The organism is Geodermatophilus sp. SYSU D00691 (assembly GCF_054050275.1).
The window spans coordinates 17,484-34,216 of sequence record NZ_JBJGYZ010000041.1 but is presented as its reverse complement, the minus strand read 5'-3'; the positions used below and the strand labels follow the sequence as shown (position 1 = coordinate 34,216).

Annotated in this window: 17 protein-coding genes; 6 read left to right on the top strand and 11 right to left on the bottom strand. The window is 73.6% G+C overall.

Going from position 1 to position 16,733, the window contains the following annotated elements; all coding sequences use genetic code 11:
• Window positions 1-17: 17 nt before the first annotated feature.
• The 5 genes from ACI797_RS23835 to ACI797_RS23815 are packed head-to-tail and all read right to left on the bottom strand — an operon-like array spanning window position 18 to window position 6,004.
• Window positions 18-671 carry an SRPBCC family protein gene (locus tag ACI797_RS23835; RefSeq protein WP_456541738.1) on the bottom strand — a complete coding sequence of 218 codons (654 nt, stop codon included), beginning with the start codon at window positions 669-671 and terminating at the stop codon, window positions 18-20.
• Entirely contained in the window at window positions 668-3,091 is a 2,424-nt protein-coding gene (cutA, locus tag ACI797_RS23830; RefSeq protein WP_456862088.1) for an aerobic carbon-monoxide dehydrogenase large subunit, read from the bottom strand. The genes ACI797_RS23835 and cutA overlap by 4 nt, the downstream gene beginning before the upstream one ends.
• Window positions 3,088-3,603, bottom strand: coding sequence for a (2Fe-2S)-binding protein (locus ACI797_RS23825; protein ID WP_456862087.1), 516 nt, complete (start codon window positions 3,601-3,603; stop codon window positions 3,088-3,090). Before ACI797_RS23825 ends, cutA begins: the two co-directional genes overlap by 4 nt.
• On the bottom strand, window positions 3,600-4,475 hold the full coding sequence (locus ACI797_RS23820; RefSeq protein WP_456862085.1) for an FAD binding domain-containing protein: 876 nt from the start codon (window positions 4,473-4,475) through the stop codon (window positions 3,600-3,602). Before ACI797_RS23820 ends, ACI797_RS23825 begins: the two co-directional genes overlap by 4 nt.
• Before the next feature lie 14 nt (window positions 4,476-4,489).
• Window positions 4,490-6,004: a uracil-xanthine permease family protein gene (locus ACI797_RS23815; protein ID WP_456862083.1), complete on the bottom strand. Its 1,515-nt coding sequence runs from the start codon at window positions 6,002-6,004 to the stop codon at window positions 4,490-4,492.
• 182 nt (window positions 6,005-6,186) lie between these two features.
• Between ACI797_RS23815 and ACI797_RS23810 the strand changes: the two genes are divergently transcribed.
• Complete coding sequence (locus ACI797_RS23810; RefSeq protein WP_456862081.1) at window positions 6,187-7,686, top strand: FdrA family protein; 1,500 nt, start codon at window positions 6,187-6,189, stop codon at window positions 7,684-7,686.
• Window positions 7,683-9,101, top strand: a complete 1,419-nt coding sequence (locus ACI797_RS23805; RefSeq protein ID WP_456862080.1) for a DUF1116 domain-containing protein — start codon at window positions 7,683-7,685, stop codon at window positions 9,099-9,101. The genes ACI797_RS23810 and ACI797_RS23805 overlap by 4 nt, the downstream gene beginning before the upstream one ends.
• Window positions 9,102-9,142: 41 nt before the next feature.
• Here ACI797_RS23805 and ACI797_RS23800 read toward each other — a convergent pair whose 3' ends face one another.
• On the bottom strand, window positions 9,143-9,883 hold the full coding sequence (locus ACI797_RS23800; RefSeq protein ID WP_456862078.1) for a DUF2470 domain-containing protein: 741 nt from the start codon (window positions 9,881-9,883) through the stop codon (window positions 9,143-9,145).
• 66 nt (window positions 9,884-9,949) lie between these two features.
• Between ACI797_RS23800 and rpsD the strand changes: the two genes are divergently transcribed.
• On the top strand, window positions 9,950-10,552 hold the full coding sequence (gene rpsD, locus ACI797_RS23795; protein ID WP_456862077.1) for a 30S ribosomal protein S4: 603 nt from the start codon (window positions 9,950-9,952) through the stop codon (window positions 10,550-10,552).
• A gap of 62 nt (window positions 10,553-10,614) precedes the next feature.
• Here the strand turns inward: rpsD and ACI797_RS23790 are convergent, their stop codons facing one another.
• Both ACI797_RS23790 and ACI797_RS23785 read right to left on the bottom strand, forming a co-directional pair.
• Window positions 10,615-11,103, bottom strand: coding sequence for a beta-class carbonic anhydrase (locus ACI797_RS23790; RefSeq protein WP_456862075.1), 489 nt, complete (start codon window positions 11,101-11,103; stop codon window positions 10,615-10,617).
• Window positions 11,104-11,187: 84 nt separating this feature from the next.
• Window positions 11,188-11,310: a hypothetical protein gene (locus ACI797_RS23785; RefSeq protein WP_456862073.1), complete on the bottom strand. Its 123-nt coding sequence runs from the start codon at window positions 11,308-11,310 to the stop codon at window positions 11,188-11,190.
• 106 nt (window positions 11,311-11,416) lie between these two features.
• On the opposite strand from ACI797_RS23785, the gene ACI797_RS23780 reads away from it, so the two are divergent.
• From ACI797_RS23780 to ACI797_RS23770, 3 genes are read left to right on the top strand one after another with little or no spacing between them, the layout of a single operon-like run.
• The gene (locus tag ACI797_RS23780; protein WP_456862071.1) at window positions 11,417-12,007 is read left to right on the top strand and encodes an ArsR/SmtB family transcription factor; all 591 of its coding nucleotides are present in this window, start codon (window positions 11,417-11,419) and stop codon (window positions 12,005-12,007) included.
• A complete protein-coding gene (locus ACI797_RS23775; RefSeq protein ID WP_456862069.1) occupies window positions 12,004-13,242 on the top strand; it encodes an MFS transporter in 1,239 nt (412 codons plus the stop codon). The genes ACI797_RS23780 and ACI797_RS23775 overlap by 4 nt, the downstream gene beginning before the upstream one ends.
• A gap of 28 nt (window positions 13,243-13,270) precedes the next feature.
• Entirely contained in the window at window positions 13,271-13,825 is a 555-nt protein-coding gene (locus tag ACI797_RS23770) for an RNA 2'-phosphotransferase (RefSeq protein WP_456862067.1), read from the top strand.
• Between the two features lie 43 nt (window positions 13,826-13,868).
• Here ACI797_RS23770 and ACI797_RS23765 read toward each other — a convergent pair whose 3' ends face one another.
• The 3 genes from ACI797_RS23765 to ACI797_RS23755 are packed head-to-tail and all read right to left on the bottom strand — an operon-like array spanning window position 13,869 to window position 16,658.
• Window positions 13,869-14,129, bottom strand: a complete 261-nt coding sequence (locus ACI797_RS23765; protein ID WP_456862065.1) for a hypothetical protein — start codon at window positions 14,127-14,129, stop codon at window positions 13,869-13,871.
• A gap of 13 nt (window positions 14,130-14,142) precedes the next feature.
• The gene (locus ACI797_RS23760) at window positions 14,143-15,150 is read right to left on the bottom strand and encodes an SRPBCC family protein (RefSeq protein WP_456862063.1); all 1,008 of its coding nucleotides are present in this window, start codon (window positions 15,148-15,150) and stop codon (window positions 14,143-14,145) included.
• Window positions 15,150-16,658 carry a hypothetical protein gene (locus ACI797_RS23755; protein ID WP_456862061.1) on the bottom strand — a complete coding sequence of 503 codons (1,509 nt, stop codon included), beginning with the start codon at window positions 16,656-16,658 and terminating at the stop codon, window positions 15,150-15,152. The genes ACI797_RS23760 and ACI797_RS23755 overlap by 1 nt, the downstream gene beginning before the upstream one ends.
• Window positions 16,659-16,733: the final 75 nt, after the last annotated feature.

The following is a 16,733-nucleotide window of genomic DNA, read 5'->3' as shown; positions in this document are numbered from 1 at the left end:
CACTGCGCGCACAGCGGTCAGCGGCGGCGGCCGAGCAGGTAGCCGATCGCGACGCCGAAAGCGGTGAGCAGGGCGCCGACGCCGGCGCCGAGCAGGAACGTCTGCGTGTCGCTCGGCGCGGCCGCGGCGGCCTTGCCGGTGAACACCTGCGGCGCGGCAGCGGCCGGCGGCGCGCCCACCTCGGCCTCGGCCGGCACCCGCGCCGACGGGGCGGCCGCGATCGGCACCACGCGGCCGGTCAGCTCGTCGTCGATCGCCTTGAAGAACTGGCCCGCCATCCGCTTGGCGACGCCGGTCATCATCCGCTGCCCGACGCCGGCCACCGGCCCGCCGACCACGGCGTCGGCCGAGTAGGTCAGCGTGGTGGCGCCGTCCTCCGACGGCGCCAGGTTGATGGTCACCGTCGCCCGCACCTGACCCGGCGCACCGGCGCCGGACGCGTGCATGACGTAGGACGACGGCCGCTGCTGGTCGGTCAGCCGCACCTCGCCGGCGTAGGTCCCGCGGATCGCCCCGACCCCGACCGAGACGTTCATCCGGTACTCGTCGTCGCCGGTCTGCTCCAGCGACTCGCAGCCGGGGATGGTGCGGGCCAGCACCGCGGGGTCGGTGATCACCGACCACACCTTCTCCGGGTCCGCGTGCAGCACCGCCGAGCCGTCGAGGTTCACGCCATCGCTCCTGTTCCCTCGCGGCGGGCGAACGCCGCGGTCGTCTCGGCGGACTCGTTCCGCATCAGGTCGTACAGCTCCGTCGGCGAGATCGGCATCGACGCGATCCGCCGTCCCGTCGCGTCCTCGATCGCCGAGGCGATCGCCGCCGTCCCCGGGATGACCCCGGCCTCGCCGGCGCCCTTGATCCCCAGCGGGTTCAGCGGCGACGGCGTCTCCTGGTGGTCGATCGCGATGTCGGGCACCTCCGACGCGTACGGCATCAGGAAGTCCATGAACGACGCGTTCTGCAGCTGCCCGTCGCGGTCGTAGGCCATGCGCTCGTACAGCGCCCCGCCCACGCCCTGCGCGACTCCGCCGTGCACCTGGCCCTCGACGATCATCGGGTTCACCACGTTGCCGCAGTCGTGCACCACGGCGTAGTCGACGACCTCGATCTGCCAGGTCGCCGGGTCGATCTCGACCACCGCCGCGTGCGCGCCCGACGCGAACGTCGACCGGATCGGCGAGTAGTAGTCCCGGTGCTCCAGCCCCGGCGCGTCCCCGACCGCCACCGGCGGCTCGTCGTCGCGCGAGGAGACCGCGAACTGCGTCGCCTGCTTCGCCGCCTCGTCGAACGCGTACCGCAGCGGGTTGGACAGCACGGCCACCGTGCGCAGCGGCACCGAGGCGCCGGGCGTGCCCTTCACCTGCACCACGCCGTCGGCGATCTCCAGGTCGCCCGGGTCGGCCTCCAGCACGTCGGCCGCGATCCGGATCGCCTTCTCCCGCACCCCGCGGGCGGCCAGCGCGATCGCGTTGCCGCTCATCACCGCCGCGCGCGAGGCGAACGTGCCCACCGCGTAGCCGAAGCGCCGCGTGTCTCCCGTGGTCACCTCGACGTCCTCGATCGGCACCCCGAGCTCCGAGGCGACGATCTGCGCGAACACGGTCTCGTGCCCCTGGCCCTGCGACGTCAGGCCGGTCGAGACCAGCACCTTGCCGCTGCCCAGCACCTGCACGTGCCCGCCCTCGTACGGCCCGGGCCCGGTGCCCTCCACGTACAGCGCCATGCCGGCGCCGAGCAGCTTGCCCCGCGCCGCGGCCTCGGCCCGGCGGGCCTCCACCGACTCCCAGCCGACCAGGTCCTTGAGCTTGGTCATCAGCCCCGGGTAGTCGCCCGAGTCGTAGATGACCGGCCGGCCGTCCTGGAACGTCAGCTGGTGGTCGTACGGGAACATGTCCGGCTGGATGAGGTTCCGCTCCCGGACGACGGCCCGGTCCAGCCCCAGCGCGTCGGCGATGCGGTCCATCGTCCGCTCCATCGCGTAGCAGCCCTGCGGCCGCCCGGCGCCGCGGTACGGCGTCACGATGACGGTGTTGGTGTAGACGCTCTCGACCTTCACCCGGTACACCGGCAGCGCGTACGGCCCCACCAGCTGGGTCGCCGTCACGATCGGCACGATGATCCCGTAGGGCGTGTACGCGCCGTTGTCGTGCCAGATGTGGACGTCGAGCGCGGTCAGCCGGCCCTCGTCGTCGTAGCCGGCGGTGATCTCCTGCCGCTGCTGCCGCTCGTGGGCCGACGAGATGAAGTGCTCCCGGCGGTCCTCGGTCCACTTCACCTCCTGGCCCAGCGCGATCGCGGCCATCGGCACGAGCAGCTCCTCCGGCCACGGGTGCACGATCTTCACGCCGAAGCCGCCGCCGACGTCGGGCGCGATCACCTCGACCTTGTCCAGCGACAGCTCGAGCTTCGCCGCGATCGCCGCGCGCACCGACGTCGCCGCCTGGGTGCTGGAGTAGACGCGCAGCGACCGGTCGTCGGCGTCCCACCGCGCGTGCACGCCCTTGCCCTCCATCGGCGTGCAGGCGCTGCGCTCGATGTACTGGGTGAAGCTCAGCGTGTGCGGCGACGCGGCCAGCGCCGCCTCGACGTCGCCGGTCTCCTGGTGGTGGACGGCGGCCACGTTGTCCGGCACGTCCGCGTGCACGGCGGCCGCCGCCTCGCGGGCGGCGTCGACCCCGACGACGACCGGCAGCTCCTCGTAGGTGACGACGATCTTCTCGGCGGCGTCCTCGGCCAGGTAGCGGTCGGTGGCCACCACCATCGCCACCGGCTCGCCGACGTGGTTGACCACGCCGTCGGCCAGCGGGTAGCCGGTGCGCGGCGCGTGCAGCTGCGGGTGGGGGATGAGCACCGGCAGCGGCTCGGCCATCGGGCCGGTGAGGTCCTCGTAGGTGTAGATCGCGACCAGGCCCTCGACGTCCAGCGCCGCGTCGACGTCGATGCCGGTGATCCGCGCGTGCGCGTGCGGGCTGCGCACGAAGGCCGCCGCCAGCGCGGAGTGCCCGATGTCGTCGAGGTAGCGGCCCCGGCCGGTGATCAGGCGGGCGTCCTCCCGCCGGCGGACGGGCTCGCCGAACAGCTTCGTCGTCACGCGGGGTCCTTCATCGCGGCGGCGGCGTGCCGGACCGCCTTCTTGATGTTGGCGTAGCCGGTGCACCGGCAGAGGTTGCCGCCGACGATCTCGTCGACCTCCTCCTCGGTGATCTCCGCGGTCCGGTCGCGGTCCTCGAGCCCGGCCTTGATCGTCATGAGGAAGCCCGGGGTGCAGAAGCCGCACTGCAGGGCGTGGCACTCGCGGAAGGCCTCCTGGACCGGGTGCAGCACCTGCCCGCCCTGCCCGTCGTCGCGGGCGAGGCCCTCGACGGTCTGCACCTCGTGCCCCTCGGCCTGCACGGCGAGCACCAGGCACGAGCGCATCGGCGTCCCGTCGACCAGCACGGTGCAGGCGCCGCACACGCCGTGCTCGCAGCCGACGTGCGTGCCGGTGAGCCCGAGGTCGTGGCGCAGCGCGTCGGACAGCAGCCGGCGCACCGGCACGGTCACCTCGTGCGGGACGCCGTTCACGGTCAGCGTGATGTCCCGCTCGGTGTCGACGGAGGTCATGCGGTCCTTCCTGCGGCCTCGGCAGCGGCGGAGGCCAGCGTCCGCTCGGTCAGGACGCCGACCAGCAGGCGCCGGTAGTCGGCGCTGGCGTGCAGGTCGGTGTCCGGCTCGACCAGGCTCTGCGCCAGCTCGGCGGCGGCGGCCCAGTCGGCGGTGTCGACCGGCGCCCCGGCGACGGCCTCGGTGAGGTCGTGCACGTCGGGCACCAGGCCGACGGAGATGTAGGACGCCCGGACGGCGGACACCCGGCGGTCCGCGTCGAGCGTGACGACGACGCCGGCGCCGCACACCGCGTAGTCGCCCTTGCGGCGGGCCACCTCGGCGAACGCGGTGCCCGAGCGCTCCGGCAGGGCGCCGAAGGTGGCGGCGGTGACCACGGCCGGGCCGTGCACCGAGGTCTCCAGCGGGCCGACGAAGAAGTCCCGCCAGGGGACGGTCTCCACGCCGGAGGGGGTGGCGACGGTGACCGAGCCGTCGGTGAGGGCGAGAACGGAGGTCATCTCGCCCGAGGGGTCGGCGTGCGCGATGGAGCCGACCGTCGTCCCGCGGTTGCGGATCGCGGGGTGGGCGACGTTCGCCGTCGCCCGGGCCAGCAGCGGCTGCACCCGGGCGGCGGCGTCGTCCGTGAGGAGCTGGTTGTGCCGGACGAGCGCACCGACCCGCACGCCGTCCCCGGTCGCCTCGACGGTGTCGAGGCCGGGCACCCGGTTGATGTCGACCAGGGTCGTCGGCGCCGCCAGCCGCATCGACAGCAGCGGCAGCAGCGACTGACCCCCGGCCAGCACCTTGGCGCCCTCACCCTCGGACCCGAGGACCGCGAGGGCCTCGTCGAGGGTGCCGGGGTCGGCGTAGCGGAACGGTGCCGGTTTCACGTGTGGAGCATGTCCTATCGCTTGCGCGGGGTGCCGGGGCGGCCGACCTCGTCCACGGACGACGGGTCGGGGGCCTCGTAGCCGACCTCCGCGCCGTGCACGCGGCCGAAGGTCGAACCGGCCGCGGGGTGCGTCCCCTCGCGGGTCAGCGCCGTCTTCATCTCCGCCGGAGCCAACGCCCGGGCGACGTGCCAGAAGAGCACCGCGACGATCGAGCCGAGCGCGATGCCGCTCAGCGAGAAGTTGTCGGTGATCTGCAGCGTGACCGGGCCGATGCCGATGATGATCCCCGCGGCGAGGGGCACCAGGTTGACCGGGTTGGCGAAGTCGACGCGGTTCTCCTTCCAGATCTTCGCGCCGAGCAGCCCGATCATCCCGTAGAGGACGACGGTGATGCCGCCCAGGACGCCGCCGGGGACGATGTTGATCAGCGCGCCGAACTTGGGCACCAGGCCGAGCAGGATCGCGACGACCGCGGCCACGTAGTACGCGGCGGTGGAGTACACCCGGGTAGCGGCCATGACCCCGATGTTCTCGGCGTAGGTGGTCGTGGGGGAGCCGCCGACGGAGCTGGCGACGACCGTGCCGACGCCGTCCGCGAAGACCGCCCGGCCGATCACCGGGTCGAGGTCGCGCTTGGTCATCTCGCCGACCGCCTTGACGTGGCCGGCGTTCTCGGCGATCAGCGCGATCACGGCGGGCAGCGCCAGGAGTGCGAAGTTCACGGAGAAGCTCGGAGCCGTGAACTCCGGCAGGCCGAACCAGTCGGCCTGGCCGACCGAGTCGAAGTTGATGCGGTCGTGCGCGAAGGGGGTGGCTACGCAGTAGGGCCCCTCGGCCTCGCAGGGGTTGCCGTCGGCGTCGAGGAGGTTCTGCCCGGGCAGCCGGGACGTGATCTGGCCCGAGGTGACGTCGAGCAGGATCGACAGCAGGTAGCCGAAGACGAGCCCGAGCAGGATCGAGATGCGGGCCCAGAAGCCGCGCAGCGCGAGCGCGCAGACGATGACGAAGGCCATGGTGGCCAGTGCCACCCACTGGTCCTGCGGCCAGTAGACCGAGGCCGCGACCGGTGCCAGGTTGAAGCCGATCAGCATGACGACGGCGCCGGTGACCGCCGGCGGCAGCACCGCGTTGACCACGCGCACGCCGGCGAAGTGGATGAGCAGACCGACCAGGGCGAGGACGACGCCGGCGATGAGGATCGACCCGACGACGTCGCTGCTGTCCCCGCCCTGTGCCCGGATCGCCACGACCGCGCCTACGAAGGAGGCGCTGGTCCCGAGATAGCTCGGCACCTTCCCCTGGACGATCAGCAGGAAGATGATCGTCGCGATCCCGCTCATCATGATCGCGAGGTTGGCGTCCAGGCCCATGATCAGCGGGAAGACGAATGTCGCGCCGAACATGGCGACCACGTGCTGGGCGCCGATGCCGATCGTGCGCGGCCACGAGAGCCGCTCGTCGGGCGCGACCGCCTCGCCCAGGGGCGGCGTCTTGCCGTCCCCGTAGAGCTTCCAACCGAACGCCATGAGTGCCTCCTCGACGTGCACCTACGACACGATCCGGTCCCGGTGAACGGGCCGTTGCCACACCGGGCCGGAGAACTGTGACACCGTGCACGGTTCCGGCGGAAGTACCTCAGTGCTAAATCGTTATTGCTGCAAGATCTCGATACTTCACCGCTGAGACATCTCTCGGTACGGTCGTGCAGGTGGTCGCCACACCGACGAACGCCCCCGAGGGCGTCCGCTCCGTCATCCTCCGTTCCGGCGTCTACGCCGACTCCGTGCGGCTCATGCAGGTCAGCCGGGACATCGGCGCCCGGGACGGCGTCACCGCCGTCCTCGTCGCGATGGCCACCCCGCTGAACCTCGAGCTGGCCGTCAACATGGGCCTGGCGCCCGCCGAGGAGGCCTCGCCCGAGCAGCTCCTCGTCGCGATCAGGGCCACGGACGACGACGCGCTGGCCGCCGCCACCGCCGCGGTCGACGCCGCGCTGGCCGAGCGGGAGCGCACCAGCACCAGCGCCGCCAGCATCCCGCTGCGCACGATCGGCGCGGGGCTCGACGAGGTCCCCGGCGAGACGCTGGCGATCGTCAGCGTCCCCGGGCAGTACGCGGTGGCTGAGGCGGCCGACGCCATAGCGGCCGGCCGCAGCGTGCTCGTCTTCTCCGACGGCGTCCCGGTCGAGCACGAGGTGCTGCTCAAGCGGGCCGCGCACGACGCGGGCGTGCTGGTGATGGGCCCCGACTGCGGCACCGCGATCGTCTCCGGCGTCGCCCTGGGCTTCGCCAACGTCGTCCGCCCCGGGCCGGTCGGGCTGGTCGCGGCCAGCGGCACCGGCGCCCAGCAGGTGTCCTGCCTGCTCGACATGGCCGGCGTCGGCGTCTCGCACGTCCTGGGCGTCGGCGGCCGCGACCTCAAGGCCGAGGTCGGCGGGCTGGCCACGCTCGACGCGCTCGCCGCCCTCGACGCCGACCCGGCCACCGAGCGGGTGCTGCTCGTCTCCAAGCCGCCGGCCCCGGGGGTGGCCGAGGCGGTGCGGCGCGCGGCCGACGGGCTGTCCGTCCCGGTGCGCTCCGCCGTCCTCTCGCCCGAGGCGCCCGACCTGACCGCCGCGGTCGAGGCGCTGCTGGCCGACATGGGCCTCGACGTCCCGGTCTGGCCCTCGCGGCCCGGGCCGGCCGAGGCCCCGGTGCCCGGCGCGGTGCTCAAGGGCCTCTACTCCGGCGGCACGCTGGCCGACGAGGCGATGCTGCTGGCCTCCCCGGTGCTCGGCGGCATCCGGTCCAACATCCCGCTCCGGCCGGAGCTCGACCTCGGGGCGGACCTGTCCGTCCGCGGCCACGTCGTGGTCGACTTCGGGGACGACGCGCTGACCGTCGGCCGCGCGCACCCGATGATCGACCCGACCCTGCGGCTGGAGGCCATCGCCACCCTCGCCGAGGAGGGCGAGCCGGCGGTGCTGCTGCTCGACGTCGTCCTCGGGTACGGGGCCGATCCCGACCCCGCCGCCGCGCTGGCGCCGGCGCTGACCGCCGCCCGTGCCGCCCGCACGCTGCCGGTCGTCGTCGCCCTGATCGGCACCGAGTCCGACCCGCAGGGCTGGAGCCGGCAGGCCGACGCCCTCGCCGCGGCCGGCGCCGCCGTGTTCGCCTCCAACGCCGCGGCCACGCGGTACGCCCTCGACCTGCTGGGAGCAACCCGATGAGCCTGGGCGACCTCCTCGCCGCGCCGCCGAGCATCGTCGCCGCCGGCGTCGACGTCTTCTCCGACGCGCTGCGCGCGCAGGGCGCCGACGTGCACGACGTCGACTGGCGCCCCCCGGCCTTCGGCGACCCGGCCGACCTCGCCGCGCTGGCGCTCGACGTCCGCCGCGCCGCGGCCAACCGCACGGCGGTCGAGCGGGTGCTGGCCGCCGGCTCGCAGCTGGTCGACGTCCGGCCGGCCCGCGAGGTGCTCGGCCTGCCCGACCGCACCCTGCTGCACGCCGGGCCGCCGATCGAGTGGGCCGACGCCTCCGGCCCGCTGCGCGGGGCGCTGATCGGCGCCTGCCTGTTCGAGGGTTGGGCCGACTCCGTCGAGGACGCCGAGCGGGTCCTCGCCGCCGGGGAGATCACCCTCGACCCCTGCCACCACCACCGCGCCGTCGGCCCGATGGCCGGGGTGACCAGCCCGTCGATGTGGATGTGGTGCCTAGAGGACCCGGTGCAGGGCGGCCGGGCCTTCTGCAACCTCAACGAGGGCCTCGGCAAGGTGCTGCGGATGGGCGCCTTCAACGACGAGGTGCTCACCCGCCTGGCCTGGATGCGCGACGTGCTCGGGCCGGTCCTCTCGGCCGCCGTGCGCGGGGGGCTGGACGCCGGCAGCGAGCCGATCGACGTCAAGGCGATCCTCGCCCAGATGCTGCAGATGGGCGACGAGGGCCACAACCGCAACCGGGCCGGCTCGCTCATGGCCCTGCGCGACCTCTCGCCGCTGATCGTGGCGGTCGACGCCCCGTCGTCGGACATCGCGGCGGTGCTGAAGTTCGCCGGCGGCAACGAGCACTTCTTCCTCAACCTCGGCATGCCGACGGCGAAGCTGGCCATGGACGCCGCCCGCGGGGTCCCCGGCTCCACGATGCTCACCGTCATGGCCCGCAACGGCACCGAGTTCGGCATCCAGACCGCCGGCACCGGCGACCGCTGGTTCACCGGCCCGGCGCAGACCCCGGTCGGCCTCTTCCTCGGCGACTACGGCCCCGAGGACGCCAACCCCGACATCGGCGACTCCGCGATCATGGAGACCTACGGGGTCGGCGGGTTCTCCATGGCCGCGGCGCCGGCGATCGTGCGGTTCGTCGGCGGCACCGTGCCCGACGCCCTGGCCACGACCGAGCGGATGTACCAGGTGACGCTGTCGGAGAACCCGGCGATGGCCATCCCGATCCTCGGCTTCCGCGGCTCGCCGACCGGCATCGACGTCCTGGCCGTCGCCCGCACCGGCTGGCTGCCGCAGATCAACACCGGCATGGCCGGGAGGGTCGCCGGCACCGGCCAGGTGGGCGCGGGCCTCGTGCAGCCGCCGCAGGACTGCTTCGAGAAGGCCCTCGCCGCCCTGGCCGACGAGGCCCGCGCCTCCTGAGGGCCACCCTCGCGCCGAGATCCCGTGATCTCGGCAGGGGGTCAGCCGCCGCAGGCCAGCAGGGCGGTGAGCGCCGGGCCGACGTCGTCCCGGCCGCCGGCCGGGGCCGGGAACGGCATGCGGACGTCGTAGCAGCTCGCCGGGCACTCGACCCGGAACAGGACGCCGAACCGGTCGACGGCGAGCACGTGCACGCGGTCGTCGGTGCCCGCCCACAGCCGCACCTTGCCGCAGAGCACGCCCAGGTCGTCGGCGTGGTCGCGGAGCAGCTCGTCGGCGTCCAGTGGGTCGGGCCGGGCGGCGGCGTAGTCCTCCGGCTCGACGTCGGCGCTCGACCCGGCCTCCTCGAGCTGGATCTCGGCCACGTCCAGCCGCAGCAGCGTCGCGGTCAGCCCGACGTCGAGCAGCACGTCGTCGGGGCAGGACTCGGCGAAGGCCAGCGCCAGGTCGAGCTCCTCGTCGGCGGCCACCGGGGTGAGCCAGCCGACCATCTCCAGCCGGCCGCGCACCGGGTTGCGCAGGGGGAGCGGGGCGCGGTCGGTGACGGTCACCCGCACCGGCAGGTCGCCGAGCGGCGAGCTGCGCACCGCCGTCACCAGCCCGCCGTCCCGGGGGACGACGAGGAGCACGTCGCCGTCCGCGGTCGTGGCGGCCGCCAGCAGGCGGCTGCTGCCCATGCCCGGGACGTGCACGTACGCGGTGCCGCGGCAGGCGATCGTGCGGGCCCGCTCGGCCGCGGTGGCCTCGTGAACCGTCGGCTCGGTGCTTCTGGGAAGGGGCATCGCGTCACCTCGGCGTGGGGTCGTAGAGTGGGAACTAAGGTAAGCCTTACCAAATACGGAGGCCCAGTGAACACCCCTCGTCCCAAGATCCGGCTCAGCCGCAGGCTGGGTCTCCCGCTTACGCCGAAGGCCGTCCAGTACTTCGAGCGGCGGCCGTACCCGCCCGGCGTCCACGGCCGCAAGCGCCGCACGCCCAGCGACTACTCGACCCGGCTGCTGGAGAAGCAGCGGCTGCGCGCCCAGTACGACATCAGCGAGACCCAGCTGCGCCGGGCCTTCGACCGCGCCCGCCGCACCGGCGGCAAGACCGGCGAGGCGCTGATCCAGGACCTCGAGTCGCGCCTCGACGCCACCGTGCTGCGCGCCGGCTTCGCGCGGACCATCTACCAGGCGCGGCAGTTCGTCACCCACCAGCACGTGCTGGTCAACGGCAGGCGCGTCGACCGCCCGTCCTACCGGCTGCGCCCGGGCGACTTCGTGCAGATCGCCGAGAAGTCGCGGACCAGGGAGCCCTTCGTCGTCGCCGCCTCCGGTGCGCACGCCACGCCGCCGGCCTACCTCACGGTGACGCTGGCCGACCTCGTCTGCCGGGTCGAGCGGACGCCGGCCCGCGACGAGGTGCCGGTCGTCTGCGAGGAGCAGCTGGTCGTGGAGTACTACTCCCGCTGACCGCTCCCCCCGCTTTCGGCGCCGAAAGCAGGACCGCTTTCGGCGCCGAGCGCGGGAGTGGCTCAGACGACCTCGTTCAGCTTCCCCGTGGCGACGTCGAAGACGAAGCCGCGGACGCTGCCCTTCTCGGGGATGAACGGGCTGTCGGTGATCCGCTGGATCGACGCCCGGACGTCGTCCTCCAGCTCGGGGAACGCCTCGGAGTGCCAGTGCGGCCGCACCCCCGTGTCCTCCTCGATCGCGGCGCGGAAGTCCTCGTCGGAGAAGGTGAGCATCCCGCAGTCGGTGTGGTGGACCAGGATGATCTCCCTGGTCCCGAGCAGGCGCTGGCTGATCGCCAGCGAGCGGATCTCGTCGTCGGTGACGACGCCGCCGGCGTTGCGGATGACGTGCGCCTCGCCCTCCTGCAGGCCCAGGGCCCGGTAGACGTCGATGCGGGCGTCCATGCAGGCCAGGACGGCGACCTGCTTCGCCGGCGGCAGCGGCAGCGGGCCGGAGAAGGTCTCGGCGTAGCGGGCGTTGTTCTCGAGCAGCTCGTCGGTGACGGACACGGAACTCTCCTGATCTGATCGGTGAGGTAGGGATTTCGTCCCGAGGCGGCCGCGACCGCGCGGGCCCGCCACCGGGGAGGCCGATCAGGGACGACGGGATCGGCTCGGATCGCCGGCGGCGCGCAGCGGCGCGGCCGGTCGACAGAGCCCGTCGAACGCGTCCAGCCGGCGGCTGGGCCAGAAGCCCTCGAGCTCGACGACGCGCACGTGGCCAGCTTGCACCGCTATCCCCCTCCTGACCAGTGCCGCCCCGGCCGGCTGCAGTTTGCCGAAAGGCATTTGCAAATACTCCTTGGGGAACTACGCTCACGCCGTGCCCGTCCGCCGTCTGGAACTCGACGCTGCGACCCTCAAGGCCCTCGCGCACCCGCTGCGGGTGCGGATCCTCCAGGCCCTCGAGCTCCGGGGGCAGGTGAGCGTGACCAGCCTGGCGGAGGAGCTGGGGGAGTCGACCGCGGCCGTCAGCTACCACCTCCGGCAGCTGGCGCGGCACGGGTTCGTGGAGGAGACGGGCGGCGAGGCGCCCGGGCGGGTCCGCGCCGTCGGGCGGCGCCGCAAGAACTGGCGGATGGCCGTCGACGAGGTCCACATGACCGGCACGACCCTGCTCCAGGACGCCGACACCCGGGAGGCGGCGGGCTTCCTGCTGCGCGAGCTGCAGTCGAGCCGCAGCCGCCGGCTCGCGCACTGGTTCGAGACCTCCACGACCTGGCCGGGGGAGTGGCAGCGGGCCGCCAGCGACATGGACGGCTACCTGACCCTCGACCCCGCGCAGACCCGCGCGCTGGCCGACGAGCTCAAGGCCGTGATCGACCGCTACCGCGAGCAGCCGCCGGGCAGGGGGGCCCGCCGGGTCGACGTCCAGTACGCCGTCTTCCCCGCCGCCGGGTCGGACACCCCGTGAGCGCGCTCGGCTCGCGGTTCTGGCGGTTGTTCGCCAGCAGTGCGACGTCCAACCTCGCCGACGGCATCGGGCGGACGGCGCTGCCGCTGCTGGCCGCCTCCTACACGCGCGACCCGGTCCTGGTCTCCGGGCTGGCCACGTTCGCCTTCCTGCCCTGGCTGCTGTTCGCCCTGCTCAGCGGCGCGCTGGTGGACCGCGTCGACCGGCGGTACGCGATGTCGGCGGCCAACGCGGTCCGGGCGTTCTCCCTGGGCGTGCTCGCCCTGCTGGCCGCGTTCGACGCGGGATCGGTCCTGGTGCTCTACGTCGTCGCCTTCCTGCTGGGCACGGCGGAGACGGTGTACGACAGCGCCACCCGCGCGCTGCTGCCCCAGGTCGTCGACCGCCGCCGGCTCGACCGCGCGAACAGCCTGCTCACCGCCGAGGAGTCGCTCGGGCAGCAGTTCCTCGGCTCGCCGCTCGGCGCGGCCCTCTTCGCGCTGGCGATCGCGCTGCCGCTCGCGGTGAACTCGGTCGGGTTCGCCGTCGCGGCGCTGCTGGTGCTCACGATCCGCGGCGTGCGCCGCCCCGAGCACCCGGTCGGCCGGAGGTCGGTCCGCACCGACGTCGCCGAGGGTGTGCGGTGGCTGTGGCGGCACCGGCTGCTGCGCGGGTTCACCCTGGTCGCCGGCGCCACCTGCCTGACCAACAGCATGATCGACGGCGTCCTGGTGCTCTACGTCCTCGAGGTGCTCGAGCTGCCCGAGGCCGGCTTCGGCCTGGTCGTGCTCACGGCAGGCGTGGGCGCCCTGCTGGGCGGCCTGGTCGCGCCCACCGTCGGGCGCCGGCTCGGGCGGGCCCGCGCGCTGACCGCCGGCGCGGTGCTGAGCGCTCTCGCCATCGGCGCGATGGGGTTGGTGCACCACGGGGTGGTGGCCGCCGCGCTGTTCGCCGTCTCCGCCGTCGGCGTGATGATCTGGAACGTCCTCACCATGTCGGTGCGCCAAGCGCTCATCCCCGAGCACATGTTCGGCCGCGTCCAGGGCGCCTACCGCACCGTCGTGTGGGGCGCGATCCCGCTGGGCGCGCTGACCGGCGGTGTGGTCGCCCGGCTCTTCGGCGTGCCCGCGGTCTTCCTCGTCAGCGGGACCGGGCTCCTCGTCCTGGCCGGGGTGCTGTGGCTCCTGCTGCGCGCGCACGCCGGCGCGCTGACCGACGAGGCGCTCGCCGAGCAGCCGCCCGCGGTGCCCGTCTGAAGCGCCGCCCTCCGGGTACCGGGGGGCCGTGGACACCGTCCGGGTGAGCAAGCGCCTGTCCTACGTGCTCCGGCACCGGCCCGAGAGCGTCGGCCTCCGGCTGGACCCGTGCGGCTGGGCCGACGTCGACGCCCTGCTGCGGGGCCTGGCCGCGCACGGTCTGGCGCTCGACCGGGCGGACCTGAAGCACGTGGTCGACACCGACGGCAAGCAGCGGTTCGCCTTCGACGCCCCCGGCACCCGGATCCGCGCCTGCCAGGGGCACAGCGTGGCGGTGGAGCTCGGCTACCGGCCGGTGCCGCCACCGCCGGAGCTGTTCCACGGCACCGTCGAGCGCGCGCTGGCGGCGATCCGCCGCGAGGGCCTGCGGCCCGGCGGCCGGCACGCCGTCCACCTGAGCCCCGACCGGGAGACGGCACGCGTGGTGGGCGCCCGGCGCGGGGACCCGGTGGTGCTGCGGGTGGACGCCGCCGGCATGGCCGACGCCGGCTACCTGTTCAGCCGGTCGACGAACGGCGTCTGGCTGGTCGACGCCGTCCCGCCCGGCTACCTGACCGTCGAGAGCGGGGAAGTCGGGCCCTGAGCGTCCGCCCGGAGCCCGACCTCCCCGATCCCACCTCCGCCGATCAGCTCGACAGGCGGAGCACCCGCTCGATCAGGTGCCGGCTCGGGTACCGGTCACCCCGGATCTTGTCCATCAGGACGTCGGCGTAGTCCTGCCGCCGCCACGGCGTGAGGATCCGCTCGATGTCGTCGAGCATCGCCGAGGACGGGTAGCGGTCGTTCTCGACCTTCTCCAGCAGGAGGTCGAGCACCTGCTCCCGGACGGTGAGCGTGCGCTCGAGCTCCGACTCCGGTGACAGGAGGTCGCCGTCGGTCTGGGTCATGTGTCAGCTCCTCTCACCGCGCGCCGGCGGGTTCGGGTTCGGGTTCCTCTTCTTCCTGCTCCGCCGGCTCCTCCTCGGCCTCCTCGCCGGGCTCCTCCTCGCCTTCCTCCTCGTACTCCTCGTAGTCCTCGTCGACCCGGCCGTCGCCGGCCTGCCGCTCGCTGCCCTCGAGCTCGCGGGGCTCCTGCTCCTGGCCCTCTTCCTCGTCGGGACCGCGGACGACCTCGCCGTCGCGGATCTCGCCGCGCCAGCTCCCGGTGGCCTCGCCGCGCATCATGATGAAGCGGCGGAAGTGCTTGAGGTCCAGCCGGGTGCGACGGCCCTGGGCCCGCCAGATGTTGCCGGTCTTCTCGAACAGGCCCTGCGGGTAGTACTCCATCACCAGCAGGATCTGGGTCAGGTCGTCGGCGAGCGGGTGGAACGTGACGACGCCCTTGACCGTGCCCTTCGCACCCTCGGTGGTCCAGGCGATCTTCCGGTCGGGGATCTGCTCGGTCACCGTCGCCTTGAAGTTGCGACGGGACTTCGCCACCTTGACCCGCCAGTTGCTGTTGACGTCGTCGGACTGGTCGACCGAGTCGACGCCCTTCATGAAGCTGGCGAACTCCTGGAACTGGGTCCACTGGTCGTACGCGACGTTCACCGGCACACCGACCGAGATGTCCTCGACGATGTTCATGAACTTCTTGTTGCCGCTCCCGCCGCTCTTCTTGCGGCCGAAGAGCCCGGAGACCTTCTCCTTGATCCCGGCGCCGACGCCGCCGAGCGCCGCCTTGACCGGGCTGTCGCCCGAGACCAGGCGCTGCACGGCCGTGCCGGCGGCGGCGGCCTTGAACCCGCCCCCGTCGGCGGTGTCGTTGAGGGACCCGGTCACGCCGGTGACCTTCTCGCCGACCTTCCGGGCGGCGTCCTGCCCGCGGGCGACGGCGTAACCCTTGGCCGCCTCCCCGAGCTTGGAGACCGCCCCACCGAGGAGGCCGCCACCACCCTGCTGGTTCTCCTGCTCACCGCTGCTGGTCATCAGCGGGCTCCTTCCTCGACGGAACGACGGGGGCTGCGTCCGGCCGGTGCCGCCCGCTTGCTGGGAGCCGGGACGGCCGTCGGGTCGGGCACGCGCTTGCGCGGCGCCTGGCCCTGCCCGGTGCCGGCCCGCTGGGGCTCGGCCTTCCGCGGCGCACCCTTCTTCGCCGCCTTCTTGCCGGCCTTCTTCGCAGCCTTGCGGGGCGGGGCCTCGGCGCGCGCCGGTTCACCGCCGCCGGCCTCGGCCTCGTCGCCCTCGGGCTGCTCCTCGGCCTGGTCGGTCTCGGCGGTCGCGCCTTCCTCCGCCTCGGCCTCGGCTCCGTCGCCCTCGGGCTCCTCCTCCGCCTCGTCGGCCTCGGCCTCGTCGGCCTCGGCCTCGTCGGCCTCGGCCTCGTCGGCCTCGGCCTCGTCGCCCTCGGGCTCCTCCTCGGCGGTGTCGGCCTCGGCGGTGTCGGACTCGTCCTCCTCGTCCGCGTCGGCGTCCTCGTCCTCGTCCTCGTAGTCCTCGGCCTCGTCCGTGTCGGCCTCGTCGGTGTCGGCCTCGTCGGCTTCGGCGGTGTCGCCCTCGTCGGCCTCGGCCTCGTCGCCCTCGGGCTCCTCCTCGGCCTCCTCGGCCTCGTCGGCTTCGGCGGTGTCGGTCTCGCCCTCGGCCTCGTCGCCCTCGGGCTCCTCCTCGGCCTCGTCGGCTTCGGCGGTGTTGGTCTCGCCCTCGGCCTCGTCGCCCTCGGGCTCCTCCTCGGACTCGTCGGCTTCGGCGGTGTCGGTCTCGCCCTCGGCCTCGTCGCCCTCCGGCTCCTCCTCGGCCTCGTCGGCTTCAGCGGTGTCGGCCTCGTCGCCCTCCGGCTCCTCCTCGGCCTCGCCCTCGTCCGTGTCGGCAGTCGCGCCCTGGGGCTCGTCCGCCTCGCTCTCGAAGGTCTCGTCCTCGGCCCGCGCCGACTCCTCGTCCGCCTCACCGGAGTCCTGGGCCGGGGCCTCCTCCTCCGGCTGGGCCTTGGACTTCTTGCCCCTGCCCAGCAGGCCGGTGACCTTGCCGACGCCGCTGGACAGCGACGACGCCTTCTTCCCGGTCTCGCCCGCTGCGCCCTGGGCGGTCTTGCCGGCCTGTGCGGCGGCGTCCTGCGCGGTGTCGGCCGCCTCCTTCGCGCTGTCCGCGGCCTTCTCCGCGGCCTGGCCGGCCTGCTGGACGCCGGCCGCGAGCGCGGCCGTGCGCTTCTCCAGCGCCGAGGTGAGAGCGGCCACCTGGCTCTCGATGGTGGCTCCCGCGGCCTTCTTGCCGGCCTCGAGCATCGGTCCGCGGAGCTGCGTCAGCAGCTCCTTGCCCTCGTTGGAATTGGCGATGGACAGCAGCCCCTGGCGGAGCAGCTCCTTCGGGTCCATCTTCACGCCGGCGGCCCACATGGCCAGGCCCACCGCCGCCTTGCCCTTCTTCATGCGCCCGAGCAGGTAGGCGGCCAGGGCCACGCCACCGAGCTTGAGCACCCCTGGGTTGGGGATGGGGCTTTCGGTCATTGCACTCCTCCTCTGGAGTTCGGGTACGTCCGTGTTCCCGTGACGACGTCGGCCCCCGTGCCGACGGTGTGGCTG